Annotated in this window: 14 protein-coding genes, 2 tRNA genes, 21 pseudogenes and 1 riboswitch; of the genes and pseudogenes, 13 read left to right on the forward strand and 24 right to left on the reverse strand. The window is 72.7% G+C overall.

Annotated features, from left to right (window positions below):
• Positions 1-1697: 1697 nt before the first annotated feature.
• The 4 genes and pseudogenes from UK94_RS52025 to UK94_RS14345 form a co-directional block, all read right to left on the reverse strand.
• On the reverse strand, positions 1698-2256 hold a 559-nt coding region (locus UK94_RS52025; RefSeq protein WP_235487914.1), incomplete at its 5' end, for a zinc ABC transporter substrate-binding protein.
• A gap of 1 nt (position 2257) precedes the next feature.
• Positions 2258-2675: pseudogene (locus UK94_RS52030) on the reverse strand (metal ABC transporter substrate-binding protein); the annotation flags it as partial.
• 83 nt (positions 2676-2758) lie between these two features.
• Positions 2759-2804: hypothetical protein (locus UK94_RS73845; protein WP_268761355.1), on the reverse strand; the 46-nt coding region annotated here is incomplete at its 5' end.
• A 1-nt stretch (position 2805) separates the two neighbouring features.
• Positions 2806-4099: pseudogene (locus UK94_RS14345) on the reverse strand (agmatine deiminase family protein); the annotation flags it as partial.
• Here UK94_RS14345 and UK94_RS52035 point away from each other — a divergent pair.
• From UK94_RS52035 to UK94_RS52060, 7 genes and pseudogenes are all read left to right on the forward strand, one after another.
• Positions 3998-4561: nitrilase-related carbon-nitrogen hydrolase (locus tag UK94_RS52035; RefSeq protein ID WP_313949506.1), on the forward strand; the 564-nt coding region annotated here is incomplete at its 3' end. The pseudogene UK94_RS14345 and the gene UK94_RS52035 overlap by 102 nt on opposite strands.
• A 1-nt stretch (position 4562) precedes the next feature.
• Positions 4563-4622, forward strand: a pseudogene (locus UK94_RS52040) (hypothetical protein); the annotation flags it as partial.
• A gap of 1 nt (position 4623) precedes the next feature.
• Positions 4624-5035: pseudogene (locus UK94_RS52045) on the forward strand (nitrilase-related carbon-nitrogen hydrolase); the annotation flags it as partial.
• 85 nt (positions 5036-5120) lie between these two features.
• The gene (locus tag UK94_RS14355) at positions 5121-5804 is read left to right on the forward strand and encodes a hypothetical protein (RefSeq protein WP_055750240.1); all 684 of its coding nucleotides are present in this window, start codon (positions 5121-5123) and stop codon (positions 5802-5804) included.
• A 480-nt stretch (positions 5805-6284) separates the two neighbouring features.
• Positions 6285-6656: pseudogene (locus UK94_RS52050) on the forward strand (hypothetical protein); the annotation flags it as partial.
• Position 6657: 1 nt separating this feature from the next.
• Positions 6658-7101: pseudogene (locus UK94_RS52055) on the forward strand (Dyp-type peroxidase); the annotation flags it as partial.
• A 65-nt stretch (positions 7102-7166) separates the two neighbouring features.
• A complete protein-coding gene (locus UK94_RS52060; RefSeq protein ID WP_235487975.1) occupies positions 7167-7757 on the forward strand; it encodes a Dyp-type peroxidase in 591 nt (196 codons plus the stop codon).
• Positions 7758-7816: 59 nt separating this feature from the next.
• Here UK94_RS52060 and UK94_RS14370 read toward each other — a convergent pair whose 3' ends face one another.
• The 11 genes and pseudogenes from UK94_RS14370 to UK94_RS52115 all read right to left on the reverse strand — a co-directional run.
• Complete coding sequence (locus UK94_RS14370) at positions 7817-8479, reverse strand: hypothetical protein (RefSeq protein WP_231861444.1); 663 nt, start codon at positions 8477-8479, stop codon at positions 7817-7819.
• A gap of 2646 nt (positions 8480-11125) precedes the next feature.
• Positions 11126-11285 (reverse strand): annotated as a pseudogene (locus tag UK94_RS52065) (cyclase); the annotation flags it as partial.
• A gap of 1 nt (position 11286) precedes the next feature.
• A pseudogene (locus UK94_RS52070) lies at positions 11287-11369 on the reverse strand (cyclase); the annotation flags it as partial.
• A 1-nt stretch (position 11370) separates the two neighbouring features.
• Positions 11371-11683 (reverse strand): annotated as a pseudogene (locus UK94_RS76115) (SRPBCC family protein); the annotation flags it as partial.
• Positions 11684-11910: 227 nt separating this feature from the next.
• A partial coding sequence (locus UK94_RS52080; RefSeq protein WP_313949507.1) for a vitamin B12 dependent-methionine synthase activation domain-containing protein occupies positions 11911-13170 on the reverse strand: 1260 nt, incomplete at its 5' end.
• A 1-nt stretch (position 13171) separates the two neighbouring features.
• Positions 13172-13319: pseudogene (locus UK94_RS52085) on the reverse strand (cobalamin-dependent protein); the annotation flags it as partial.
• A 23-nt stretch (positions 13320-13342) separates the two neighbouring features.
• Positions 13343-13966 (reverse strand): annotated as a pseudogene (locus UK94_RS52095) (B12-binding domain-containing protein); the annotation flags it as partial.
• A gap of 1 nt (position 13967) precedes the next feature.
• A pseudogene (locus UK94_RS52100) lies at positions 13968-14175 on the reverse strand (dihydropteroate synthase); the annotation flags it as partial.
• Between the two features lies 1 nt (position 14176).
• Positions 14177-15257 (reverse strand): annotated as a pseudogene (locus UK94_RS52105) (homocysteine S-methyltransferase family protein); the annotation flags it as partial.
• Between the two features lies 1 nt (position 15258).
• Positions 15259-15469, reverse strand: a pseudogene (locus tag UK94_RS52110) (homocysteine S-methyltransferase family protein); the annotation flags it as partial.
• 1 nt (position 15470) lies between these two features.
• Positions 15471-15603: pseudogene (locus tag UK94_RS52115) on the reverse strand (hypothetical protein); the annotation flags it as partial.
• Between the two features lie 14 nt (positions 15604-15617).
• Positions 15618-15693, reverse strand: a riboswitch (S-adenosyl-L-homocysteine riboswitch).
• A gap of 75 nt (positions 15694-15768) precedes the next feature.
• Between UK94_RS52115 and UK94_RS14390 the strand changes: the two are divergent.
• Complete coding sequence (locus UK94_RS14390; protein ID WP_055750243.1) at positions 15769-16248, forward strand: DUF3052 family protein; 480 nt, start codon at positions 15769-15771, stop codon at positions 16246-16248.
• A 108-nt stretch (positions 16249-16356) separates the two neighbouring features.
• Here UK94_RS14390 and UK94_RS14395 read toward each other — a convergent pair whose 3' ends face one another.
• From UK94_RS14395 to UK94_RS52135, 7 genes and pseudogenes are all read right to left on the reverse strand, one after another.
• Complete coding sequence (locus UK94_RS14395; protein ID WP_055750244.1) at positions 16357-17088, reverse strand: histidine phosphatase family protein; 732 nt, start codon at positions 17086-17088, stop codon at positions 16357-16359.
• Positions 17089-17095: 7 nt separating this feature from the next.
• Positions 17096-17689, reverse strand: a complete 594-nt coding sequence (locus tag UK94_RS14400; protein ID WP_235487916.1) for a TetR/AcrR family transcriptional regulator — start codon at positions 17687-17689, stop codon at positions 17096-17098.
• A gap of 106 nt (positions 17690-17795) precedes the next feature.
• Positions 17796-18254: pseudogene (locus UK94_RS52120) on the reverse strand (MFS transporter); the annotation flags it as partial.
• A 1-nt stretch (position 18255) separates the two neighbouring features.
• Positions 18256-19128: pseudogene (locus UK94_RS52125) on the reverse strand (MFS transporter); the annotation flags it as partial.
• 1 nt (position 19129) lies between these two features.
• A pseudogene (locus tag UK94_RS52130) lies at positions 19130-19241 on the reverse strand (hypothetical protein); the annotation flags it as partial.
• Positions 19242-19660: 419 nt separating this feature from the next.
• Positions 19661-20878 (reverse strand): FCD domain-containing protein (locus UK94_RS14410; RefSeq protein WP_235487918.1); only part of this gene is annotated, 1218 nt, incomplete at its 5' end.
• Position 20879: 1 nt separating this feature from the next.
• A pseudogene (locus UK94_RS52135) lies at positions 20880-21415 on the reverse strand (FadR family transcriptional regulator); the annotation flags it as partial.
• Between the two features lie 610 nt (positions 21416-22025).
• On the opposite strand from UK94_RS52135, the gene UK94_RS14415 reads away from it, so the two are divergent.
• Together UK94_RS14415 and UK94_RS14420 are read left to right on the forward strand one after the other, a co-directional pair.
• Positions 22026-22100: transfer RNA gene (locus UK94_RS14415), tRNA-Asp, on the forward strand.
• 51 nt (positions 22101-22151) lie between these two features.
• Positions 22152-22225, forward strand: a tRNA-Phe gene (locus tag UK94_RS14420).
• Positions 22226-22626: 401 nt separating this feature from the next.
• Here UK94_RS14420 and UK94_RS52140 read toward each other — a convergent pair.
• A partial coding sequence (locus UK94_RS52140; RefSeq protein WP_235487920.1) for a hypothetical protein occupies positions 22627-22977 on the reverse strand: 351 nt, incomplete at its 5' end.
• 71 nt (positions 22978-23048) lie between these two features.
• On the opposite strand from UK94_RS52140, the pseudogene UK94_RS52145 reads away from it, so the two are divergent.
• The 3 genes and pseudogenes from UK94_RS52145 to UK94_RS52155 all read left to right on the forward strand — a co-directional run.
• Positions 23049-23282: pseudogene (locus UK94_RS52145) on the forward strand (hypothetical protein); the annotation flags it as partial.
• A 763-nt stretch (positions 23283-24045) separates the two neighbouring features.
• On the forward strand, positions 24046-24378 hold a 333-nt coding region (locus UK94_RS52150; RefSeq protein ID WP_235487922.1), incomplete at its 3' end, for an enoyl-CoA hydratase/isomerase family protein.
• 1 nt (position 24379) lies between these two features.
• Positions 24380-24825, forward strand: a pseudogene (locus UK94_RS52155) (enoyl-CoA hydratase-related protein); the annotation flags it as partial.
• A gap of 24 nt (positions 24826-24849) precedes the next feature.
• Here UK94_RS52155 and UK94_RS14435 read toward each other — a convergent pair.
• On the reverse strand, positions 24850-25440 hold the full coding sequence (locus UK94_RS14435) for a PaaI family thioesterase (RefSeq protein WP_050996959.1): 591 nt from the start codon (positions 25438-25440) through the stop codon (positions 24850-24852).
• Between the last annotated feature and the right edge of the window lie 315 nt (positions 25441-25755).

Below are 25755 nucleotides of genomic sequence, written 5' to 3' on the forward strand. Positions count from 1 at the left end.
GGCTACTCCATACCTGCCCAATGGAGTCACTCGTACTGGTGGAGTGGGGGGTGGCTACCTCGGACCGGTCGCCTCGGCGTGGGCGCCGCCGGCGGTGCGGACCTGGCGGTGCAGGTAGTAGAGCCAGGGCGGGATCGTCGCCCAGAACACGATGATGTTGCCGATGACCACCCCTCTGGCGCCGCCGACCAGCAGGCCGGTGACCGGGCAGGCCAGCAGGAACGGCACGAAGAACAGGTTGATCCAGAAGGTGAGCCGGGTCTTGCCGAAGGCATAGAGCACCGCGGCGGGGCCGACCGCGAGTCCCGGGCCCACCTGCGCGACGACGGCGAGCAGCAGCAGGTCGTGGGTCTGTCCCCAGGTGTCGCCGAGCAGGGCCGCGCCGAAGTCGGCGGGCAGCAGCATGAACGCCAGCCCCCACAGCGAGCTGGAGACGACCACGAGCCCGGAGACCAGGTAGGCGCCGCGGATGACCTGGCCGGGGGGCATGTGCTTGCGCCGCGNGAACTCGGGGATGGCGAAGCTCATCAGCGCGACGGCCAGGTTCGTCGTGGGGGCCAGCAGAGTCTGCAGCCCGCGCAGGGCCCCGACGAGCGACGTGGAACCGACGGCCCCGATGACCAGGGTGGACGTCTGCTGGGCGCCCTGCAGCGAGATGAACTCCGCGGTCATGAAGCCGGTTGTCTCGCGGTGGCCGGTGAACCAGGCCAGCGCGCGCCGCGGATCGGGCCAGGCATGGTGCTGCGCGACGCCGACCAGCGCGGCGAGGGCGGCCGCCGCCCCCCAGACCAGCACCATCGCCGCCGCCCCGCCGCCGGTGTCCGAACCGGCGGCGAGCAGGCCGACCCCCACGGCCAGCCCCGCCGCCCAGACAAGGTCATTACCGACGGCGAGCAGGGGACGGCCCTGGGCGAACGAGGCGTAACGCCAGGCGTCCTGCACGAGCAGCGCTGGCATGATCACGCCCATCGCGACGAGGTTCAACCCCACCGCGCCGCGCAGGGCGGCTCCGACGACGAGCAGACCCACGCCGACGACGACGCCGAGCGCCAGCGCCGTGCCGGCCGCGGCCCGCACCGCCGAGCGGAACGTCGTCGCCGGGACGTCGGCGTAGCTGATCCCCAGCGGCGCCGTCCCGGCCGCTCGGGCCAACCCGACGATCATCGCGAAGATCGTGTAGGCGATCGCGAACGCGCCGAACTCGCTGGAATCCACCCGGCGGGCGATGATGAAGTTGATCGCCGCGTTGGTGCCGCTCGACACCACCTGGTCGCCGACCGTCCACAGCGCGGTGACCCGGCTGCTCGACCGCGGGGGCGCGGGCGCGGGCTCCGCCGGGATGTCCACGTGAGCCAGATCACGGTAGGTGACCGCGTCGCCGAGTCGGACCGGGTGGTCGGGGTGCCGAGGCTGCGGCACCCACTCGCCCCTGCCGGTTGCGCGGTCCGCGCTGAGCCTCACGTCGTCATCCACGTCGATTCCCTCGCGCCCGTCCGGGGTCTCCGCGGGACAGGCGGGCGCCGGCGAACGGCCCGAAGTCCTGGTCGGACGGGTCTTCTGCGCGCCGGCGGCCGCGCCTTGCCGCGCTCGGCCCCCGGCCTCGTCCGATCACGTCGCCGCGGCTCCGCCCATGCCGGTCCCGACTCTACCGTGACGTAACTGTCATCTTTGGGTAAGCGGGCGGGCACGGTGGCGGCTCAGCGCAGCGCGGCAACGATCACGCGGGTGTTGTGCTCCTCCATCTGCAGGTAGGTGGCCCCGTCGGAGCCGGCGGGGCCGAGGGAGTCGCCGTAGAGCGAGTCCTCCCCGGCCTCGACCCGCACGCCGGCCTCGGTCGCGATGGTCCGCGCGGTCCGCGGCGGCAGCGACGACTCGGAGAAGACGGCCTTGGTCCCGGTACTGCGGATCCTGTCGACGATCGTCCGGATGTTGCTGCCGGACAGCTCCGCGGCGGTGTCGAAGCTCGGGATGATCGAGCCGACGAAGGTCAGGCCGTAGCGCTCGATGTAGTAGCCGAAGGCGTCGTGGTTGGTGACCAGCTTGCGGTCGGCCGGCGGGATCGTGGCGATCTGACGCCGGATGTCGCCGTCGAGCACGTCGAGCTTCTTGTCGTAGATGATCCGGTTGGCGTGGAAGTAGCCGGCGTTCGCGGGATCGGCCTGGGCGAGCCCGCGTTCGATGTCCGCGACCATGATCTTGGCGTTGAGCGGGTTGTGCCAGATGTGCGGGTCGCCGGCCTTCTCCTCGTCCCCGCTGNCGGCCCGGATGGTCACGCCGCGGCTCGCGTCGACCCGGATGCCGTCGAAGCCGGCGGCGCCGACGGCGTCGTCGAGCCAGCTCTCCAGCCCGACGCCGTTCTCGACCAGCACCTTGGCGTCGGCGACCGCCTCGATGTCGGCCGGGGTGGGCTCGTAGTCGTGCGGGTCGACGTTGGGCTTCAGCAACTGGGCGACGCGGACCCGGTCCCCGCCGACGACCCGGGTGAAGTCGGCGACCTGGCTGGTCGTGGCGACGACCGGCAGCCGCCCGCCGGCGCCGGCGTTGCCGCTTCCGGCGGAGGACGAGCCGCAGCCGGCCAGGAGGGCCGCGAGCAGGGCCAGGCCGGCGACCCCGGCGGCGAGCCGGGTGGGGGTGGGGATGACGGGCACGGGATCCTCACTTCGCAGAGCGGACACCCCTGATGAAAACGATTCCGAAAACGGATGTCAATAAGAGGGGTCGGGTCGTCCGCGCCGCGGGTGGCTCGGCGGCGGTCGGGTCAGCGCAGGACCTGGGGTTGCTGCTGGGTGATGCAGTGGATTCCGNCGCCGTGGCCGAAGATCACCCGCGCGTCCACGGGTTCGACCCGGCGGGTCGGGTACAGCCGGGCGAGCAGGTCGAGGGCGTCGGCGTCGCGGGGGTCGTCGAAGACTCCGGCGACGACCAGGCCGTTGGCGACGTAGTAGTTGAGGTAGGAGTAGCCGGCCGGGCCCCCGTCGACCTCCAGCACGGTGGGCGCCGCGATCTCGACGACCTCCAGCGGGCGGCCGGCGGCGTCGTGGCTGGCCCGCAGCAGCGCGGCCAGCTCCCGGGTCGTGGCATGGTCGGGATGCGCCGGGTCGGGCTGGCTGTGCACGGCGACGAGGCCGGGCCGGACGAACGCGGCGACGACGTCGACGTGCCCGCGGGTGCCGAACCGGTCATAGTCGCGGGCGAGGCCCCGCGGCAGCCAGATCGCGCGGGTCGTGCCGAGTTGGGCGTGCAGCTCCGCCTCCACCCGGGCGCGGTCCCAGCCGGGGTTGCGGTGCGGGTCGAGCTGGACCGTCTCGGTCAGCAGCACGGTGCCGGCACCGTCCACGGCGATCCCGCCGCCCTCGTTCGTCAGCGCCGAGTGGCGTGCCACCGCGCCGGCCCGCGCGGCGACGGCCGTGGCCAGCAGCCGGTCCGCGTCCCAACGCGCCCAGTCCTGGGCGCCCCAGCCGTTGAAGACCCAGTCGACGGCGCCCAGGTGCCCGTCGCCGTCGATCGTGAACGTCGGGCCGCTGTCGCGCATCCAGGCGTCGTCCAGCGCAAGCTCGATCACGGTGACGGCGGGGGGGACCAGCCGGGCCGCCGTCGCGCCCTGATCCGGGCCGGCGATCAGGGTGACCGGCTCGTGGCGGCTGATCGTCGTCACCACGCGGGCCCAGGCGGAGCGCGCCGCGGCGAGGCCGGGGGAGCCCTGCGCGCCGAAGGTGTCGTTCGGGGGCGGGAACGCCATCCAGGTCCTGGCATGCGGCTCCCACTCGGCCGGCATCCGACGGGCGGCGGGAGCGGGGGGCACGGCGGTCATCATCGCAGGCGCGACGTCCGCGACCCGCCGGCCGCCGACCGGCGGCGGGGCGCGGCCGGGGCGCAGCCGAGACGGGGCGGGGCACGGCGTGGTGCCGCGCGGGCCAGCGAGGCCGGCGGGGTGCGGCGAGGCCGGCGGGGTGCGGCGGGGGCCGGCGGGGCGTGCCGGGCGTGAGAGCATCGGGGGATGCTGACGATCACCAGCATCGGGGTGCCCGGTTCGCCGGCCCGGGTGGCGCCGCCGACGCGCGCGCCGCTGCGGATCGCCGCGGTGCAGCACCGCTGGCATCCCGACCCGGCCGAGCACGCCGCCGCGCTGCGGGCGGGCGCGGTCGCCGCGGCCGAGCTCGGCGCCCGGCTCGTCTGCTTCCAGGAACTGACGCTGTCGCGCTACTTCGCCGACGTGCCGCCGGAGGGCCAGCCGCCGACAGACCGAGGGCCGGACGTACGGGTGCCGGACGGGCGCCTCCCGGCGGTCGGCGCCCGGCCCGCGGGAGGCGGTACCTGGCCCGCGGCGCTGGCCGAGAGCGTCGACGACGGGCCGACGCGCACCCTCGCCGCCGGTCTCGCCGCCGAGCTCGGCGTGGCCGTGCACATGTCGCTCTACGAGCGGGCGGACGGGCCCGACGGGCTGGGTTTCAACACCGCCATCGTCGTCGGGCCGGACGGCGCGCTGCTCGCCCGCACCCGCAAGATGCACATCCCGGTCACCGCCGGCTACCACGAGGACCGGTACTTCCGGCCCGGGCCGNCCGGGGCGGACAGCTTCCCGGTCGTCGAGCTGCAGCAGGGGCGCTTCGGCTTTCCCACCTNCTGGGACCAGTGGTTCCCGGAGCTGGCCCGGGCGTACTCGCTCGCCGGCGCCGACGTCCTGGTGTACCCGACCGCGATCGGCTCCGAGCCCGATCATCCCGGCTTCGACACCGAACCGCTGTGGCACAACGTCATCGTCGGTAATGGGATCGCCAACGGCACGTTCATGGTGACGATCAACCGGGTCGGCACGGAGGGCGCCCTGACCTTCTACGGCAGCTCGTTCATCAGCGACCCGTACGGACGGGTGCTGGTCCGGGCGCCGCGGGACGTCCCGGCGGTGCTGGTCGCCGACCTCGACCTGGACCAGCGCCGCGACTGGCTGGCGCTGTTCCCGTTCCTCACCACCCGCCGTCCCGACGCCTACGCCGGCCTGGCCGAGCCCGGCGCGGGCGGCGTCGACGGCCGCTGATCGGCGCCCGGACTCACCTCACGTCGCGCACCGATCTTCGACGGGTCGTAGAACCCAGGGCGGGGATCACCTAGACTGTCGCGGCGTGGAGGCATCCGCCGGACCGGTCGCGCGAGGCCTGCGGGCCGGCGTGTTCGGCGCGGTGTGCGTCGCCCTCGGCGTGGTCGCGCACGTTGCCGCCCACGGAGCGGCCCCAGCACCGTGGGCGCTGCTCGCCGGCCTGGTCGCCGTGACGGTGGTCAGCGGCGTCTGCGCCGGTCCGGCCCCGTCGTTGCCGCTCGTCGTCGGCCTGATGGCGGCCACCCAGGCAGGGCTGCACGCCGCCTTCGGTGCGTGGCCGGGCGCCGCCTCGGGTCCGGACCTGTCCCGGCTGCTGTGCGCGGCGCCCGGCGCGCACGCCACGGCGGCCACGGCGCTGCTGCGCCGCGAGGGCCTGCTCGCGACCGTCGGTGGTGCGGCGCCTCATCCGGCGCTGATGCCCGCGATGGCGCACGGCGGTGGGCTGCTGGTGATGTCCGGTGCGCACCTGCTGGTGGCGGGGCTGACCGCCTGGTGGCTGCGACGCCTCGACGCGGCCGTGGGCGTCACCGGTGCCCTGGTGGGAGTGCTCGCCCGTGGCCTGTGCAGGCTGCTCGGATCGCCGGCCGCCCCCGCTCCGGTCGGCATCGCCCGCCGCCGGCCACGCCCGGCGATGCCGCCCGCCGGCTGGCCGCGCCCGGCCGGGCTGCGCCACAGCGTCGTCCGCCGAGGCCCTCCGCAGGTCTGCTGACGCGGCCCGGACCCACCGTCCGCCTCACCCCGGCGATCCTGAGCCAGGACGAGTGGCTCCGAACCTCGCGTGACCCTGGGTAACCGGCCTGCCAGCCGTGTCCGCGCCGCCCGACCACTGCCGCCAGCCCGCCAGCCGCCGCCGTTTCCGGCCAGATCGAGGCCAGATCGAGGCCAGATCGTGCCGAGGTTTCGGCACGGTTCTGCGGCCCAGAAGCGTACCTACCCCTCGGCATGATTCTGCGCACAGATGATCACAGAATGTGACGAAGGGGGCGGTGCGGCCAGTGGGCATCCCGAGCGCCGAGGCNACCCCGGCGCCCCCGAGGCATCCCCGCACCTGCGTCCCGGACCGTGCCGACGGCGCGGGTACCGGCCGCCACGCCCTCACACCTGGAGTTCCCATGCCCGACGGAGTTCCCCTCCGCGACAACCTCCGCGACAACGCCCACGACCTGCCGCTGCTGTTGGGGAGCGCTGCGTGAACGGCGGGGAGACGTCGGACCGGCCGGCGCCGGGTTCGTCGCCCGCCGACCCGGCCGCTCCGCCCGCCGACCCGGCCGCTCCGCCCGCCGTCCCGGCCGCTCCGGCCGTGGATCGCCGACCCGGGCTGCACCGGCGTCGGGTGCTCGCCGGCGCAGGGCTGTTCGGCCTGGGTGCCGGGGCCGGCACCGGCGTGACCGTGGGGACGCAGCGGCTGGTCCCCGAGCGGGCCGATCCGGTCGGAGCGGTCCGCCGGGCGGTGCTGGCCCCCGTGGCGGGCGACGGTGTCCACCAGCCGGGCATCGCCGCGCGCGCGCCCGCCCACCTGGTGTTCACCGCCTACGACCTGACGGCGACCGATCCGGTGGCGNCCCGGGCGGCCCTCGGCGCGGTGCTGCGGGCCTGGACCGACGGAGGCCAGACGCTGATGCGAGGTGCGTCTCAGGGCGGTCTGCCTCAGGGCGGTCTGCCTCAGGGCGGTCTGCCTCAGGGCGGCGTGTCCCAGGGCGGTGTGGTCGGGAGCGGTGTGGTCCGGAGCGGTGCCGCGGGGATGGGTCGGGAGGCGGCGGGCCTGGGGCCGGCGGGGCTGACGGTGACGGTGGGGATCGGGGCGGCGGGGCTGCGCCGGGCGGGCCTCGACGCGCGCATCCCCGGGCCGCTCGCGGACATCCCGGCCCTGCCCGGCGACCGGCTGGAGGCGGCCCGCGGCGGCGGGGACCTCGCCGTCCAGGTCTGCGCCGAGGATCCGATGGTCGCGTTCGCCGCGGCGCGGCAGCTCGGTCGGCTCGCCGCCGGCCTGGTCCGGCCCCGCTGGGNGCAGCGCGGCTTCCAGCGCACCGCGGCGGCGGCCGCCGACCCGACGGCCACCCCGCGCAACCTGATGGGGCAGCTCGACGGCACGAACAATCCGCGGCCGGGCTCAGCCCAGTTCGACCTCGCCGTGTGGGCCGCCGGGGGCCCGGCCTGGATGCGCGGCGGGACCTACCTGGTGTGCCGGCGGATCCGGATGCTGCTGGAGAGCTGGGAACGGCTGACCGAGGACGCCCGCGGCGAGGTCGTCGGGCGCCGGATCGACGACGGGGCGCCGCTGTCCGCACCGCCCGCGGCCGCCGGCGGCGGCGAGGACACGGCTTCGGACTTCGCCGCCCGCGGCCCGGACGGCCGGCCCCTGATCGCCGACAATGCCCACATCCGCCTGTCCAACCCGCAGTTCCACGGCGGTGTCGCCATGTTCCGCCGCGGCTACTCCTACGACGACGGCCTCGACGCCGCCGGCGAGCCGGACGCCGGGCTGTTCTTCCTGGCGTTCCAGGCCGATCCGCGCACGTCGTTCGTGCCGGTGCAGCGCACCCTCGCGGCCTCCGACGCGCTGAACACGTTCATCCGGCACACGGCCAGCGCGCTGTTCGCCGTCCCGCCGGCACCGCCGGCCGGCGGCTACCTCGGCCAGAGCCTGCTGGAGGAGGCCTGAGCCGGCACGGTGCCGGCGGACGGTTCGGTGCCGGCGGACGGTTCGGTGCCGCGGACGGCTCAGTGCCCGGCGGCCAGGGAGACCAGCGCCCGGGCGTAGCGCTGCGCGCAGTACGGCGCGGGATGGACGAAGTCCACGATGCACCGGTGGCCGTTGAGCTCGGTGTTGAAGGCCATCGCCGGATGGATCGCCCGCGCGGCCCGTTCCGAGTAGTGGACCCGGCCCGGGAACTCGTCGGCGAGCTCGCGGTACAGGTCGTTGAGGCGTGCGCTGCCCAGCATCCAGCCGTGCAGGCGGGAGGCCGGCGTCGTCCAGTCGACCTGGCCGGACGTGCTGTTGAACGAGGACGGCACGGCCGCCGCCAGCACGATCCGCCGCACCCCGTGGCGCAGGTACCAGCGGATCTGGTCGGTCAGCTCGGTGCGGTAGGTGGCGACGAGCTGGGTGCCGTCGAGGTTGCCGGGATTGTTGCCGTTCCAGTTCAGGACCACGGTGCGCGGCCGGCCCGCCGCCGCCAGGTCATCGGAGATCAACGGCGAGGTGGCGTCGGCGTAGACGCCGGGGGTGAGTCCCGAGTAGCCGACGAGACGGACCGGGGCCGTGTCGGTGGACCTGGCGGCGACGGTGACCATGGAGTCGCCGACCACCAGGGCGGGCTGCCGGGACCCGCCGCCGCCCGACCGGCCGCCGAGGATCACCGCGATCGCGAGCGCGGCCAGCACGGCGAGGGTCAGCCAGGACCTGGCCGTACCGCGAGCGCTTCCAGGCGCCGCGGGCGACGTGGGCCGATGCGTCCGGGTATCCACCTCCGCCCGTGGCGTCGCCGGGTCGCCGTGCGCGGATCGGCGTGGGGTCGGCGAGATCTCGGGACCTTCTTTCCGTCCGGGGCGCCGTTGGCCGTGGTCGGCGAGGCTTTCCGTTCCCGGATACCCGGGAGCGTCGCGATAAACCGGTTGACCGGGTACGCACCACCGCCCGCCGTCGTCCATTGGGAAAAAGATGGCGACTCCCCGGAAACCGTTGATAAATGCGCTCTCGGAGGATCCGGCGGAAAAGGTGCGGGTCAGCGGGGGGATTGGCTGCGCCGGGCATTCAGCGCGGCNACCGTCGGGACGAGATCGCCGATGGTGGTGAAGTCGGTCGCGACGAATGTCGGGGTCAGGCCGGCCCGTTCACAGCGGCGCAGGTGGGCGAGCAGGGCGGGTTCCCGGTTCACCGAGTCGGCGTAGGTCCGGCCCGGATCGTCGCCCTCCACCCAGTGGTTGACGAGGAGCATCGGCGCGGTGCGAGAACCACGCCCGACGCGGCAGGTGAACCCCGCCGGGGAGGGCACGTCGAACGGCGTGTCCGCCCCGTACCGGAAGAACCGCCGATACCAGGTCTTCGGCACGTCGGCGTTCTCCGCGAAGACCACCAGCCGGCGGTCGGTCGCGACCAGGTGCCCCAGCGTCGGCCAGCGCCCGTGCGGGTCCGCGGGGGGCGTCACGATCCGGTGCAGCAGCCCGACCCGGCGGAAGGCGGCGATCACCTCCCCGGGTGGCACCGAGTCCTGCAGGATCAGCGTCACGACCTCGGACGGGTTGCGTGCCAGCCAGTCGTCGACCGAGCGCAGGGCGTCCTCGAGGTTCACCGAGCCGAACTGGCACACGCTGTGACACAGCCACAGGCCGGGCCGGGCCGAGCGGGCCCCCCGGGCCAGCGGCGCCAGCGCGTCGCGTTCCCGCGGGCGCAGGCCCGCCAGGAAGGTCTCCACCTGCGTCGGCGTCGTCCAGTGCTGCACGTCGAGCAGCAGCGCCCGCACGCCGGTGTCGAGCTGGCCGACGAGGTCCGGATCCTGCGTCGCACCGACGAAGTCGGCGGCGCTGGAGGCCATCGCGTTGTGGCTGGCGGCGTAGACCGCCTCGTCGTAGCGCAGCCCGCACAGCCCCCGGCCACCGTTGCAGCTCGCCGCCTCCCCGCCGAACCGCGCCGGTGTCACCAGCCACGAGCAGCTCAGCAGCACCGCCGCGGACGCCGCCATGACCACCGACCGGCGCCGGGTGAACGGCCGGCGCCGGCGCCGCACGAACAGGCCGACGAGACCGAGCAGGCACCCCGCCAGCGCCACTCCCGCGGCCACCTGGCTCCACACCGTGCGGATGCTGCCGATCATGTTTGCCTGCAGGTCGTGCAGCAGATCCCGCGCCCGCAGAGGCAGCGTCGGGTTGGCGCCGACCACGCCGGCCGTCGGGTCGCCGACCAGGGTGGGCAGCAGCAGGCCGAGCAGCAGCGCGGCGGCCCCGCCGACCACCATCCCCCCGGCAACCAGCAGGATCGTGTCGCCGCGCCGGCAGCGGGCGCGGCGGGCGGCGAGCAGGACCGCCAGCACGGCCACGGCCGCGAACAGCGCTCCCACGGTGACCGTGCCGTAGCGGCCCAGGTCGTGCAGCACGTGCAGCAGGCCCACGCCGGCCGACTCGTGCGCACGGGCCAGCGGCGTGCCCAGGTCGAGCTGGTCGCCGGCCAGCCGCCGGCGCAGGTCGGCCAGCGCCGCCTCGTCGCCCTGGAACAGCAGGGGCCCGACCACGGCAAGCGCGGCCGGCACCTTCCCCTGTCTCAGCAGGCCGACGACCTGGCCGCCGACCCGGGCCCGCTCGGCGTCGGGGAGCCGGGCCAGCAGCACCGAGCCGATCTGGTCGGCCTGCTCGCCCGTCAGGTCCATCGTGGGGATTCCNGCGGGTCGGCGTCCCTGTGCCATCTGGTCGAGGCCGCCGACCAGCACCTGCGTGACGGCGGCGACGTCGTGGGCCTGGAAGGTCGGCGTGCCCGACACCTGCCCGGCCAGGTAGATGGTGGCGAGCTTCGCGATCGCCGCGAACGTCGGGCGCAGGTCGACGCTGAGCGTCAGCGCCGGGCGCTGGCCGGCGAGATAACCCGAGATCTGGGCGCTGAGGGAGTCCACGGCGCCGCGCACCGCCGCCGCCGGCGCGACCAGCCGCAGGTTGTCGACGACGACGTCCGGCGGGACGGGCAGCCCGGCGAGCAGGTCCCGGGTGACGCCGGCCAGCGCCGGGTCGGCCAGCACCTCGTCGTAGAGCCGGCGGTAGAGGTCGGTCTCGTCGACGGCCTGCCGGTAGTAGGCGGCGCGCTGGACGGTGAGGTTCGTCGTCAGCGCCACGACCGCCACCGGCCAGCACACCATCGCCACGGCCAGCGCCAGGGCTGTCCACGCCCGCACGCGCCGCACGGCTGCGGCGGAGACGTCGAGGCGGCGCACCGTGGGGACATGCCCGGTCGGGATGGCCCCGATGCCGCCACGGCACCGGGGTCACACTTTCCCCTGATCGGTGGGCCGCCCGGTGGCGGGCGGTGACCTACCGCTCGACGGCCTACCGCTCGACCTGGGTCTTCAGGTCATACAGGGCGGACTCGACCAGCTTGTCCTCCGCCTTGCGGCGCAGCAGGCCGGGGATCGGCACCTTCAGCTCGACCGTCAGGTCGTAGGTCACCTCGGTGCTGCCGTCGCCGAGATCGGTCAGCGTGTAGCTGNCGTCCAGCGTGCGCACCCGGTCCGACTCGAGCATCGTCCAGGTGACGGAGTTCGGACCGACCCAGTCGTAGACGAGGGCGTAGNCCTCCTTGCCGAAGGTCGTCTTCGCCTGGAAACGGGCCTTCGCCGGCAGGCCGGCCGGCGTGGTCTCGATGACCTCCGCGGACTTCACCGGCTCCGACCAGTCGGGATACCGGCTGATGTCGGCGATGACGGCCAGAATCGCCGCGGGCTGGGCCTTGATGACGATCGTGGACGAGACGTGATCGGCCATAATGGCAGGTCCTCCACATATTCCGGGTACGTACTGGATTCGGCGGCGACCAATCGTGGCAGCACTGCCGATCTTTCCTGACGCGAAACGGAACGTATAAGAACCTGGGCGTATCGTAAACATAAAACACCCGAACGTGTGAAAACGCGGTTCGGTCACGGGTGTTCGACCGGTCACGCGCGTAAGGGCGGCTCCGCCGACGGCTGCCGCAGCGGCCGCGCCCGACCGTGGATAAACCGCCGCGGATATGCACCCTCGGCCCGGCGATGTCGTTCCGCCGAGCCGAGGGGCCGATTGTGCGGCCGATTACGGCCGGTCGTCCCTTGGTGTCGTCGCTGTTGTTGCCGTTGTTAGGCGGGGTCGTAGGCGAGGTTGGGGCGCAGCCAGCGCTCGACGTCGCCGACGCCGAGTCCGCGCCGGCGGGCGTAGTCCTCGACCTGGTCCCGGCCGATGCGCCCCACGGTGAAGTACTTCGACTCGGGATGGGCGAAGATGATCCCGCTGACGGCCGACGCCGGGGTCATCGCGAACGACTCGGTCAGGCCCAGGCCGGCCTGGCCGGCGTCGAGCAGGTCGAACAGCGCCTGCTTCTCGCTGTGGTCGGGGCTGGCCGGGTAGCCGAGCGCCGGGCGGATGCCACGGAAGCGCTCCGCGTGCAGGTCCGCGAGGCTCGGCTCGGCGTCCGGTTCGAACCACTCGCGGCGCGCGGCCAGGTGGATGTACTCGGCGAACGCCTCCGCGAGCCGGTCCGCGAGCGCCTTCACCATGATCGACCGGTAGTCGTCCTGGCGCGCCTCGAACTCGGCGGCGAGCGTGTCCGCGCCGTGGACGGCCACGGCGAAGCCGCCGAGGTGGTCACCGGCGGGCGCGACGTAGTCGGCGAGGCTGCGGTTGGGCCGGCCGGTGGGCTTCGTCGTCTGCTGGCGCAGCATCGGCAGCCGCAGCACCCCGTCGCGGGCGCCCGCCACCTCGCCGGCCTCGATCACCAGGTCGTCGCCGTCGGCGAAGGCGGGCCAGAAGCCGTAGACGCCCTTCGCCTGCAGGCTGCCATCCTTGATGATCTGGTCGAGCAGCACGTTCGCCTCGTCGAACAGCTCGCGGGCGACCGGCTCGTCGAGGATCGCGGGGAACTTGCCCTTCAGCTCCCAGGCGAGGAAGAAGAACTGCCAGTCGATCATCTCGCGCAGCGCGGTGAGGTCCGGCGTGACGATGCGGCGTCCGGTGAAGGCGGGGACGGGCAGCTCGTCGAAGGACACCTGCTCGCGGTTGGCCCGCGCCTGCTCCAGACCGAGCAGCGGCTGCGCCCGGCGGTTCTCGTGCTGCTCGCGCAGCCGCGCCTGCTCGGCCCGGTTGCGCACGTCGAGCTGCTCGGCCCGCTCGGCGTCGAGCAGGTCCGAGACCACCCCGACGACGCGGGAGGCGTCGAGCACGTGGACGGTGGTGGCCTCGTAGACCGGGGCGATGCGCACCGCGGTGTGCTGGCGGGAGGTGGTGGCGCCGCCGATGAGCAGCGGCAGCCTCAGCCCGCGGCGCTGCATCTCGGCGCCGACCGCGACCATCTCGTCCAGCGACGGCGTGATCAGGCCGGACAGGCCGACCGCGTCCGCCCCNTCGGCGACGGCGGTGTCGAGGATGACCTTGGCGGGGACCATCACGCCGAGGTCGATGACCTCGTAGTTGTTGCAGCCGAGCACGACGCCGACGATGTTCTTGCCGATGTCGTGGACGTCGCCCTTGACGGTGGCGAGCACAACCTTCCNGTTGCCGCGCCGGGCAGCCGGNCGGCCCGCGGCGCTGTCGTCGAGGGCGGCCTGCGCCTTCTCGGCCTCCATGAACGGCTCCAGGTAGGCCACCGACCGCTTCATCACCCGCGCGCTCTTCACGACCTGCGGCAGGAACATCTTCCCCGAACCGAACAGGTCGCCGACGATCTTCATGCCGTCCATCAGCGGGCCCTCGATCACGTCGAGGGGGCGCGCCGCGGCGGCCCGCGCCTCCTCCGTGTCGGCCTCGATGAAGTCGACGATGCCGTGCACGAGCGCGTGCGAGAGCCGCGCCGCGACCGGCGCCTCGCGCCAGGACAGGTCGACGACCCGCTGCGTGCCCTTGCCACTGACCGTCTCGGCGAAGGCGACGAGCCGGTCGGTGGCGTCCTCGCGCCGGTCGAACAGCACGTCCTCGACGAGTTCGAGCAGCTCGGCGGGGATGTCGGCGTAGACGGCGAGCTGGCCGGCGTTCACGATGCCCATGTCGAGCCCGGCGCGCACCGCGTGCAGCAGGAACGCCGAGTGCATCGCCTCGCGGACGACGTCGTTGCCGCGGAAGGAGAACGACAGGTTCGAGATCCCGCCGCTGATCCGCACCCCCGGGCAGCGCTGCTTGATCAGCGGAAGGGCGTCGATGAACNCCTTGGCGTAGCCGTTGTGCTCGGGAATGCCGGTGGCCACGGCGAGTACGTTCGGGTCGAAGATGATGTCCGTGGCCGGGAAACCAAGCTTGCCGGTGAGCAGGTCGTAGGCACGCCCGCAGATCGCCACCTTGCGCTCGGTGGTGTCCGCCTGGCCCTGCTCGTCGAAGGCCATGACGACGACGCCGGCGCCGAAGTCGCGGATGCGNCGGGCGTGGTCGAGGAAGACCTCCTCGCCCTCCTTGAGGCTGATCGAGTTGACCACGCCCTTGCCCTGCACGCAGCGCAGCCCGGCCTCCAGCACGCTCCACCGCGAACTGTCGATCATGATCGGCAGGCGGGCGGCCTCCGGCTCGGTGGCCAGCAGGTTCAGGAACGTTGTCATCGCCTGCTCGCTGTCGAGCAGGTCGGCGTCCATGTTGACGTCGAGCAGGTTCGCCCCGCCGCGGACCTGCTCCAGGGCGACGTCGACGGCGGCCTGGTAGTCGTCGGCCTCGACGAGGCGGCGGAACCGCGCCGAGCCGGTGACGTTGGTCCGTTCGCCGATCATGACGAAGCCGGTGTCCTCGCCGATCTCGAACGGTTCCAGGCCGCTGAACCTGGTCCGCGGCGTCGGCGTGGGCACCTGGCGGGGCGCGGTCCCGTCGACGGCGGCGGCGATCCGGGCGATGTGCGCCGGCGTCGTCCCGCAACAGCCGCCGACGATGTTGACCATGCCGGCGGCGGCGAACTCGCCGATCAGCCGGCCGGCCTCCTCCGGCGTCTGGTCGTAGCCGCCGAAGGCGTTGGGCAGCCCGGCGTTCGGGTGGCAGGCGGTGTAGGTGCCGGCGATGCGGGCCAGCGCCTCGACGTGGGGGCGCATCTCCTCGGCGCCCAGCGAGCAGTTCACGCCGACGACCAGCGGGTTCGCGTGGGCGATGGAGTCCCAGAACGCCTCGACCGTCTGCCCCGACAGGGTCCGCCCGGACAGGTCGACGATCGTCACCGAGATCCACAGCGGCAGCTGCGGCGCGACCTCGCGGGCCGCAGCGATCGCGGCCTTCGCGTTCAGCGTGTCGAAGATCGTCTCGATGAGCAGCAGGTCCACCCCGCCGTCGGCGAGGGCCTGGATCTGCTCGGCGTAGGCGGCGCGGACCTGGTCGAAGGTCACCGCCCGGTACGCCGGGTCCTCCACCCGCGGGGACAGCGACAGGGTGACGTTGAGCGGGCCGATGGAGCCGGCGACGAACCGCCCGCCCGCCTCGTCCGCGGCCTGCCGGGCCAGCTGCGCCCCGCGCAGGTTCATCTCCCNCACCAGCGACTCCAGGCCGTAGTCGGCCTGGCCGATGCTCGTCGCGGTGAAGGTGTTCGTGGTGGTGATGTCCGCGCCCGCCGCCAGGTACTGCCGGTGCACGTCGAGGATGATGTCCGGCCGGGTCAGGTTCAGCAGGTCCGGGTCGCCGGTCACGTCCTTGGGATGGTCACGCAGCGAGTCGAGCTGGTAGTCCGCCGGGGTGAGGCCGNCATTCTGCAGCATCGTGCCCCAGGCGCCGTCCAGAACGACCACCCGCTGCGCGAGCAGCGCCCGCAGCGCGGACGCGCTGTCACGAGTACCGGGGCGACCCGCCACCTCACCGACGGAAGCGGTTCCAGCCATGAGACACCTCCCTGTTGTGGGAGGCGCCCTTGGTGACCGGTGNGGGCCGAGCGTGGCGGACCTGGGTCCGTTGCAGCGCCTCTCGACCTGACAACGACGATACCGTGCCGGCGTGATCGCGTGGCGACANCTTCCTGCTGCGTGACGCCGAGGAGAGGGAGTGCGATGGGATCGGGCATCGTCGGACGGGCGGGCTACTCCGGGACGCCGCTGGCCCGCAAGCTGGGGGTGAAGCCGGGACACCGGCTTGTGATCCTCGCCGCGCCGCCCGGGTGGGCGGTGCCGGAGCTGCCCGAGGGCGTCGAGCCGGTGCACATCCCCGATCTGCGCACCGACGGCACCGACGGCACCGGCACCGGCGACGGCGGCGACGGCGGGGGCCTGGCGGCGATTGACGTGTGCGTCGCGTTCTGCCGGCGGGAGGTCGACGTCCACGCGGCCGTGGCGGCGGTCGCTGAGGCGATCCGGCCCGCGGGCGCCCTGTGGATCGCCTGGCCCCGGCGGGCCGCCGGTCATCGCAGCGACGTGAGCGAGAACCTCATCCGCGAGGTCGCCCTGCCGCGCGGCCTGGTCGACACCAAGGTCGCCGCGCTCGACGAGAACTGGTCCGGGCTCAAGGTCGTCTGGCGCCGGGAACACCGCTGACCGGCCATGCCGGCCGCCCCGACAGGTCAGGCCGGCCCGCGGATCAGGTTCCCCGTGGATCAGGTCGCCGTGGATCAGATCGCCGTGAAGGTCGGTCCGCGCTGCCGGTCAGGCCGCTCCGTCCGCGCTGACGCCCGCGAGATGGGTCGCGGTGTTGAACTCGGCGAGGGTGAGCTGATCGCCGTCGCGGGTGAAGCGGGTGATCCCGGCGTTGCGGATGCCGCCCTCGGCGGCGATCCGGCCCAGCTCGTCGTAGGACAGCCCCTCGACGAGCTGGCGCAGCATGACCACGACGGCGTCGTGCGCGACGATGAGGACCCGCCGGTCGGCGTGGTCGTGGTGCAGGTCGGTCAGCAGCGCGCCCAGCCGGCGGGCGATGTCGGGGAAGTTCTCCCCGCCCGGCGGCCGGTAGTCCCACTGCCCGGACGCGCGCCGACGCTCGGCCTCCGCGGGGAAGCGGGCGTCGATCGCGGCCCTCGTCATCAGCTCGAACCGGCCCATCAGCCGGTCCACCAGTCGGTCGTCGATCACCGGCTCGGGCAGCGCCAGGCCCCCGCGGGCCGCCGCCTCGGCGGCGATCTCATAGGTGCGGCGGGCGCGCAGGTAGGGCGAACAGACGACGACCTCGGGCGGCCGGATGATCGGCGGCTCGGCGGCCAGCGCCCGGCCGAGCGCGGCGGCCTGCGCGCGTCCCAGCGGCGTCAGCTCGACGTCGGCGTCCCGCCCCGACACGCCCGCGTCGAGCCGACCCGCCGCCCGCGCCGCCGGGAACGCGACGTTCGCGACGCTCTGCCCGTGCCGGACCGCCGTCAGTTCGGCGACCAGACCCCCCACGCCCACCCCCCGTTCAGGCGGCCGGCACGGCCGGGGTGGCCGCGGTGGCCGGCGGGCGGAAGGCGTCGAGGATGAGGCGGGTGAACCGCAGCCGGCTGTCGATGTCCTGCTGACCGGTCTCGACCAGGCGCTGGGCGCAGCCGCTCATCATCGTGCGCAGGTCGGCGGGGGTGACGTCGAGGCGCACCGCGCCGGCCCGCTGCGCGCGGACGACCACCCGGTCGACGAGGGTCGTGATGCGATCGATCTGGATCTCCGCGCTGGCCAGGGTCCGCAACCGCATCACGTCCTGGACCAGCCGGTTCGAGACGAGCCGGTCGAACCAGCTCGTGATCAGCATCTCGAAGCCGGTCGCCGGGTCGGGGTCGTGCAGCGCGGTCGTGGCGATCGTGTCGAACCACTGGAGCTGGCGTTCGACGACGGCGGTCAGCAGCTCGTCGCGGCTGGGAAAGTTGCGGTAGACGGTCGCCTTGCCGACGCCGGCGCGGGCGGCCACGTCCGGCACGGTCGCCGACAACCCGAGCTCCGAGAACACCTCGACCGCGGCCCGGACGACCCGCTCATGGTTACGCCGCGCGTCCGACCTGCGCATCTCGGACGTCGTCACGGGAACATTGGAGCACATCAGGCCGCTGCGGGCCCGGCCGCGGGAAGCGGTCGGGCCCGGACGGGTAGCCGTGAAGGGCTCGTGGTCGGCCGCCGATGGGAGGCGGTCAGCCGCCGGAGGCGGCGGGTGCGACGGCGTTGGCGCGGGCCGCGTCGACGGCTGTGGCGCCCTGGGCGGGGATCGTCGCGACCTGCGGGGTGGCGGCGACCTCGGTGGGCTGTGCCTCGTGCCGGCCGTGACGCAGGCCGGGCAGGGTGAGCGCGGCGAGGCCGGCGACGAGGGCGACGACCGCCGAGACCACGAACGCCGTCTGGTAGGCGTCGGAGGTCGGCAGCCCGGTGGCGTCCGCCTGGGAGACGAGGATGCTGGCGCAGATCTGTGAGCCCAGCGACGCGCCCACTGAGCGCAGCAGGGTGTTCACCCCGGTGGCCTCACCGGTCTTCGCGGCGGGGACGGCGTCGACGATGAGGTTCGGGATGGCCGCGAACACCATCCCGATCCCGCCGAACAGGACTATGCACTCCACGATCAGCGCGCCCTGCGAACCGGGGACGCCGGCGAGCAGNACCAGCCCGACCGTGGCGAGCAGGCTGCCGGTGAACAGCGCCGCGCGGCCGCCGAAGCGCCGGCTGATGACCGTGGCCAGCGGGCCGGTGACCAGCATCATCAGTGCGCCGGGCACCATCAGCAGGCCGGCGGTCGTGGCGCTCGCGCCGAAGCCGTAGCCGCTGGCCTTCGGGGTCTGGGCCAGCTGGGGGATGAGCAGGAAGGCGCCGAACATCCCGAACCCGACCAGCAGGGTCGAGACGTTGGTGGTGAGCACCGAGCGCCGGGCGAGGATGGCCACGTCGATGAGCGGCTCGGCCTGGCGCCGTTCGAAGGCGAGCAGCCCGGCGAGCACGACGATGCCACCGATGATCATGCCGAGGGTCGTCGGGCTCGTCCAACCCCAGCTCTTGCCCTGGCTGATGGCCAGCAGCGGCAGCGCGAGGCCGACGCTGAGCAGCAGCGTGCCGACGACGTCGATGCGGCCGGGGACACGGGTGGGCGACTCGGGGATCAGCAGCTGGGAACCGACGGCGGCCAGAGCGGCCATCGCCGCGCCGCTCCAGAAGATCCAGTGGTAGGTGGCGTGGTCGACGAACAGCCCGCCGAGCACCAGGCCGAGCCCGCCGCCGAGCCCGGTGACCGCGGAGATCAGCCCGATCGACACCGAACGCTTCTCCACCGGGAACTCGTCGCGGATGATGCCGAAGCACAACGGGAAGATGCCGCCGCCGGCGCCCTGCAGGATCCGCCCGACGATCACCAGCGGAAGCTGGGCCGCCAGCGCCGCGACGACCCCGCCGAGCGCGAAGATCGCCAGAGACATCACCAACATCCGCCGTTTGCCGAACATGTCGCCGAGCCGGCCGATGATCGGCGTGAGCACCGCCGCGNCCACCAGGTAGCCGCTCATCGTCCAGGTGACGTTGCTGACGGAGGAGTCGAGCTCGCGGGCCATGTCCGGGATCGCCGGGGCCACGGTCGTCTGCGCCAGGGCGAACGACATNGCGGCCAGCAGGAGGACGGTCAGGGTGCGCCCGGGCTTCGGGCGCGGTTCAACCACGCTCATGGTGCTCCTTGGGTGCTCCGCATGCGGGTCCGGTGCGTCGACGTCACCGGCGGAAGGGAGGCGGGAAACGGACTCGCCGAGTCCACATACTACGTGGACTCACCGGGTCCGTTTCGCGGTGCGACGCACCGAGCCCCATAACGTCGGTCACAAAGTCCCGCCACCATTGGGACCCGGACCCGGACCCGGATGTGGAGGTGGGTCGGGCTCGCGTCCGACGGCGCGCGTGGCGCGGTTCCGCGGAACACCAAGATCGTCATGGCTGGACCTGGACTGCTGGACCTGGACTGAGGGGGCGGTTGTGGCCCGGGACCCCAGCCGGCCGCCCGGTGCGGATCAGCCGAGAAGCCCGGGGCTCAGCGCGACCAGTCGCTGACGGCTTCCAGGTGGCGCCGCATCCGGTGCCGGGCGAGCCCGCGGTCGCCGGCGATGATGGCGTCGATGATCGCCCGGTGCGCGGTCCGGGCCTCGCGCACGGCCTGACCGCACCCGCCGGCCGCCGCCTCGCCGTCGCCGATCGCGGGGGCGGGGCGGGAACCGTCGACGTGCCGCCGCCAGATCGCCGTGAGCACCCGGACAAACGACGCCAGCGCCTCGTTGCCGGTCAGGCGGGCCAGCTCCATGTGCAGGTGGTGCCCGGCGTCGGCGGGGCCGCCGGGCACCTCGCAGGCGTCGGCGACGAGCAGCTCCTCGAGCCGGGCGGTGAGCTCGGGCCCGCGGCGTTCGATGAGGACGTCGACGCAGCTCAGCTCCAGCGCGTCGCGCACGATCCGCAGGTCGTCGACGCTGGCCTGGCTGTACTCCAGGTACAGCGCGGTCGCCTCGACGGTCGCCGCCGGGTCGGGCTCGGTGACGACCAGGCCGCCACCGGGACCGCGACGCATCTGCGCCACCGAGTGGTATTCGAGCAGCCGGACGGCCTCGCGCAGCACCGCCCGGCTTACCCCGTAACGGGCCAGCAGGTCGCTCTCCGAGCCGATGACCACCCCCACGGGAATGCCGTCGCGGGCCACGTCGTCGCGGATGCGCCCCGCGACCGTCTCGGCGAGCTTGCCCGCCGGCATCGTCCCGCCCGGACCCGGACCCGATCCCAGGCCCGGTTCGCCGGGTCGGATCCGCCGCCCCCCCGCCCGCACGCTCGCCCCGCCCTCACCAGCCGCCCCGCCCTCGCCGGTGGCAGTGCCTTCAGGCGCGCCTGTACCTCCTTGCGTCGCCACGCGTCCGTTTGCCGCCGTGTCTCGGTTCGTGGCCGTGTCTCGGTTCGTGGCCGTGCCCTCGGACCCAGCCCGGTCGGGACCGTCGGCGGCGATCGGGGTGGTCATCCACTCGTACATGGCCTCCAGGTGCACCGCCGCGAGGTGCTGGGCGCGGGCGGCATCGCCGCCGATCACGGCCTCGGCGATCGCGGCGTGGTTGCGGTGCACCTCCTCGGCGACCTGGGCGCGCCGCGCCGGTGAGGCGCTGCTGCGGGTCGTGGCGTACTGGTGGGCGGCGTAGCGGAAGGTCAGCGAGTTGAGCACGTCGACGAACAGCACCAGCACCGGGTTGCCGGTGGCCGCCGCGATCGCGTGGTGNAGCTGGTGGTGGGAGCCGAACTCGGTCGGGTCCGCCGTCTCCCGCCGGGCGATGATCTCCCGCAGGGTGCGGATGCCGTCCTCGGTGATCCGCGCCGGCGCGAGGGAGGCGGCCAGCGACTCGATGATGAACCGCGCCCGCAGGATCGACTCGATGGTGACACCGACGTACTCCAGGTAGACGCCGAGCGCGGTCGTCACCGCCACCTCGTCCGGCGCGCGGACGATGAGCCCGCCGGACGGCCCCCGGCGCATCGTCGCCACCTGGTGGTGCTCGACGATCCGCACGGCCTCCCGGAACACCGCCCGACTCACCTTGTAACGCTCGATCAGCGTCGGCTCGGAGCCGATGACCGTGCCGACCGGCCAGCCCGCGCGGACGATGTCGTCCTCGATCCGCCAGGCGACCTGCGCGGCGAGCTTGCCACGGGCGTCGCCTCGCGGGGGATGCCGGACACTGATGGCCGGGCCGCGCGCCGACTCCACGAGCCTGTCCGTGGAGGGCATCGCCGTCGGCCTCCTCCCGGGATGTGGCATGGCGCGACGGGATGGCGCGTTGCCGAACCGGGCCGGCCCCGGTCCGCAGGGCCGGCGAGCGGAACGGGCATCTCGCCCGGGCTGCCGTCGTACACGCTCGGATGTCCAAGGATATGNGTGCTGGGACACGCCCGGGAGTGCCCCGCGGAACGGGCCGGCCGCGTTGGGTAGCCCAAACGGGGGTGCCCACGCCCTCGCCTGCGGCCGAGGAACAGGGGATCCACCTGCGGCTGGAGAGAGGGACCCGGGGGTCGACGGCCGGCGGCGCTGGATGACCTGCCGCCCGCGAGGGACGGCACTCCATCGCCTCGCCGGGTGGCCTCCCCGGCGGGGTCATGGCCCGAACGGGCGCCCCGGCGAACCCGTCCGTGTGGTGCCGGCCGGCGCCAGGAGCCGATCGCCCGCGTCCGGCGGCCCTCCGCCGCGTCCGTCCGACCCGTCGTGTCCGGGTAGCGTCGGGCGAGTGCCTGGGTGCCGGGAGCGTTGGGCAAGAATCCACCGTCCCCACCGGTTCCGCTCCGCCCGCCGTCGTGTAGCATGACCTCCAGATCCTGACGGACTGCACCTCGCGGGCCNCCGGGACGACAAGTGAAGATCGCTGTAAGAGCATGGTCCCGTGGTGAAGTCTGGAGTTCACGCCGCCCTGTCAAGGCGGAGGTCGCGGGTTCGAATCCCGTCGGGACCGCGTTCGTATGGCCGGAAGCTCGTTTCGGCTCCTACGATCCCGCACAACCCGGGGCAGGTAGCTCAGTCGGTACGAGCGTCCGCCTGAAAAGCGGAAGGTCGGCGGTTCGACCCCGCCCCTGCCCACCCATTTGACCTGCGGAAATGTCGGATTTTTCGATCATCTTTTGATCGTTATATGGCAGCGGGTGTGGCAACGACGCCATGCGATCCCGGTGGCGGTTCACGTCGAACCCCGGCTGACCTGCAAAAACGGTGGAGCTGACCGCCCGCTTTCCGGGTGGAAGGTCATGAGGCTTCGGGTCCGTGCGGCCAGCCGCTGGGCGCCATCGTGCCGTTTGCACTGGTAGACGGCTACGAAAGCAGTTCGGGAGCCGAGGTCTCCGTGCGCCGACGCGGAGTGGACCTCGCGTGTATCTCTTTGGCGGGGGGCCGGGACTCGCNCTCACTTGGCGACCGCCGGCGCTCCTACCAGGTGATCGGCATCTCAGCCGGACCTAACGCCTGGATCGAGTGGTACTTGTACGTCAGCTCCGCCTCGGGCACCGCCAGCGCGAGCGCGGGAGCCCGCTCGAATAGTGTCGTGTAGACGATCTCCAGCCGTTCGAACACCGCTGATTACCACGAACCCGGCCGAACTCGCCGCAGAGCTCCGCGACGGCGGCGGCGGCTTCTTTGATCTCGCCGCGCTGACGAAACCGGACGGCCCGGACGACCCCGACGACCCGATCTACCTCGACTGATCGCCCGCCGTAGCCGCATGGAGAGCGTAGCTCGGCGAACTCCGGCAGCTCGCGGAGCTGGTCGAGCAGTTCCATGGTCGCGGTGACGTCGACGGTGTGGAACACCGGGACCTGCGGGACCTGCGGGACCTGCGCNCTGGCCACCGTCGTCCGGGCGGTCGCGGCCCGCACGCCCCGGCCGGCGGTGGGTGAGAGGGACGTGGGCGGTGAGCTCGATCAAGGCGACGTGGATGGTAGATTCTAACGAGCGCACGATTCATCATGGCGAGCGGAGGGTGATGGAGATGCTCGCGGTCCAGGTGGAGGCGCCGGGTGGGATCACGTCCCTGGTCGTGCGGTCCGTCGAGGATCTGACGCCGCGGCCGGACGAGGTGAAGATCGAGTTGATCGCGTCGTCCATCAACCCCGCCGACGTCAAGATCCGCACCGGCGCTGTCGTGNCACTGCGGGGGGCCTATCCCTTCACCCTGGGATACGACCTCGCCGGGACGGTCGTCNAAACGGGTGCGGAGGTGACTGACCTGGCCCCAGNCACACAGGTACTCGCCATGTCGGCCGTGGCGCTCACGGGGGTAGGCACGTGGTCCGAGCGCGTCTGCCTGCCCCGGACGTCCGTGGCGCGCCTACCCGCGAACGTGGATCCGCTCCCGCTGGCCCGACTCCCCCTCGCCGGTCTCACCGCCTACCAGGCGGTCCAGCGAGCGAAGCCGGGGCCGGGGACGGCCGTCCTCGTCTGCGGGGCAGCCGGCTCCGTCGGTCGTCTCGCCGTCGAGCTGCTGCTCGACCGGGGTGCGCGGGTCCACGGGCTGGTGCGTCGCCCGGAACAGGTGGATCAGTTGCCGACCCATGAGCTGTTCACCCCACACGTCGGCCAGCCGCCGACCCGTTCGGTCGACGTGGTCATCGACGCAGCCGGAGCCGACTTCTCGCCGGCGCTCGTCGACGGCGGCCTCTACATCTGCCTTGTCCCCGACCGTGCGCCCGCGCGTGACGTGCTCGCGCGACGGTCGCAGCGCCGCACCGTCCTCGTCACCGAGGAGTCCGGCGCCGATCTTGAGGAGTTGGTCGAGCTCTTGGGCGCGGCCGTCCTCACCCTCGAGACGACGAGCATCTTCCCCATGAAGAACATTCACGCCGCGCACAGGGAGTTCGAGCAGGATGGTCAACGAAACGTCGTCCTCATCCGTGAGGACTGGTGACANCATGCTTCTCGAGAATGCGTTCGAGCATATCGAGATTGAAATCAGTGGCGCCATTACCACCGTCTGGCTCGCGCGTCCACCGGTAAACTCGGTCTCGCAGGCCATGTATCGTGAAATCGAGGCGTTTTTCTCGTCTCACGACACCTACGTCCCCAGCACGAAGGCTATCGTGCTTGCTGGCCGGGGTCGCCACTTCTCCGCGGGTAATGATCTGCACGAGTTCGGGACGCTGACCCCGGAGAACTCCGACGAGAGGATGGCCGAGGTCCGCGCCGCGTTCTTTGCCATCCAGGACTGCCCGGTCGCCGTGGTCGGCGCGGTACAGGGCGCGGCGNTGGGCACCGGCCTCGCGATCGCCGCCTCGTGCGACTTCGTGGTCGCCGCAGACAACGCGCGGTTCGGTACTCCGGAGATCGGCGTCGGAATCATGGGTGGCGCCCGTCACCTCGCCCGCCTGGTGCCCGAGCCGATTCTGCGCTGGATGTATCTGACCGGGGAGCCGATCAATGTGCGCCGGCTCGAGGCGTTGGGTGCTGTCCTCGAGGTGACCTCGCCGGAAGTGGTGGTCGCTCGGGCTCGCGAGCACGCAGGCCGCATCGTCCGGCACAGCTCGGCCGCGATCCGGATGGCCAAGCGCAGCTTGAACGCCATCGAGCTCCTGGATCTTCAGCCCGGCTACACCTTTGAACAGGGCCTCACCCGGGAGCTTTCGGGTCATCCTGATTCGGTGGAGGCGCGCCGGGCCACGCTCGAACAACGGATCCCGAACTACTCTGCGTGATGCTGTTGCCCCGGTCGGCTGAGATCAGCGCGTACGCGGGGCGACCCACAGGCCTTCTGCCTCGGCGACCAGCCTGTCACCGTGGCACAGTTCGCCGCGGATGAAGCGCTTGCGGCCATCCACGGCCTCGATCCAGACCCGGCAGTGGAGCTCGACATCCAACGGAGCCAAGCTCCGGTAGTCGATTCGGAGGAAGGCGGTGCGGGCTACGCCGCCGGTCACGGATCCGTTGGCGACCATTCCGAGCGCGTCGTCGAAGAAGAGGCTGAGCGCACCGCCGTGAACGGATGCGGTGCCGCCGAACCGAGGGCTGAACTGAACGCGTCCGACCAGCTGCCCAGTATCCCCGGCGTCGATGGCGAATGCCGGGACGAGACCGCGCTCCGCGGGGTTGAAACGAGGGTTTCCGGGCGCATGCGCGGGTGCTTCCACGTCCTCAGGCAGAGTTGGCAGCGATCGCAGGGCATCCTCCACCTGCGTCAGGGCTCTCTCGCATTTTCTCAGCGTGTCGGCGTCGGGCTCGATCACCGCAAGTCGATCGAGTATGCGAACCGCGGCGTCGACGGCGTTTCGGTAGGCCCTGCGCTCGAGCGCGGTCGGGGCGCTTGCGACCATGGCATGAATCCTTTCCATCACAAAGAACGGTTGGTGGGCTGAACGACATGTGCTGATCTATTGACGCGACATCTGGACGTGGCCTACGGTACCTAACGAGCGCTCGATCGAATCTAGCCCGGAGGGATGTCCGATGAGCCATACCGGGGCACGACTCTTCGACGAGTTCACCTTGCGCGAGGTCACCCTGCGCAACCGCACGGTCCTCTCTCCGATGTGTCAGTACTCCGCCACCGACGGGCTCGCGAACGACTACCACCTGGTCCACCTGGGGCGGTTCGCGCTGGGTGGATTCGGTCTCGTCATGGCCGAGGC

It is taken from the genome of Frankia sp. AvcI1, assembly GCF_001420875.1.
In the GTDB taxonomy this organism is placed as follows: Bacteria; Actinomycetota; Actinomycetes; order Frankiales; family Frankiaceae; genus Frankia; species Frankia alni.